General features: G+C 71.8%; 1 rRNA gene. It reads left to right on the top strand.

The features are described from left to right. Positions 1 to 93: ribosomal RNA gene (gene rrf, locus ABZU69_RS34835) — 5S ribosomal RNA — on the top strand; the annotation flags it as partial. Positions 94 to 682: the final 589 nt, after the last annotated feature.

Below are 682 nucleotides of genomic sequence, written 5' to 3'. Positions count from 1 at the left end.
ACGCCCGGTCACATTCCGAACCCGGAAGCTAAGCCCTCCAGCGCCGATGGTACTGCACTCGTGAGGGTGTGGGAGAGTAGGACGCCGCCGGACAATCTTCCAGTCGAGGGCCGCCCCATCCGGGTCGGCCCTCGACTGCGTAGCGCCATTGGTGGCGCAATGAGGAAGGATGTACCTGTGAGTTCAGGACCGCAGGGCGGAGACCGTCCCCGTCGTTACGAAGACCGTACTGACGGCCAGGGCGGCCGCGACCGCGGCCCGCGTCGCGATGACCGTCCCCCGTACCGGGGAGACCGTGACAGCGCTGGCGGAGCCCGAGGCGGATACGCCGGCGGCCGCGACGCCGGTTCCCGTGGTGGTGACCGGGACGGTTCGCGCTCGGGTACGCCTCGTGAGGGTGGCTACCGGGGCGGCGACCGCGATGGTTCGCGGTCCAGCGCTCCGCGCGAGGGTGGCTTCCGTGGTGGCGACCGCGACGGTTCGCGCTCGGGTGGCTTCCGCGAGGGTGGCTTCCGTGGTGGTGACCGGGACGGTTCGCGTTCGGGTGCGCCTCGTGAGGGTGGCTACCGCGGCGGCGACCGCGATGGTTCGCGGTCCAGCGCTCCGCGCGAGGGTGGCTTCCGTGGTGGCGACCGCGACGGTTCGCGCTCGGGTGGCTCCCGCGAGGGTGGCTTCCGTGGTG

Origin of the sequence: Micromonospora sp. NPDC005206, assembly GCF_040608175.1 — a bacterium.
Taxonomy (GTDB): Bacteria; Actinomycetota; Actinomycetes; order Mycobacteriales; family Micromonosporaceae; genus Micromonospora.
This window is presented reverse-complemented; position numbering and strand designations above follow the sequence as displayed.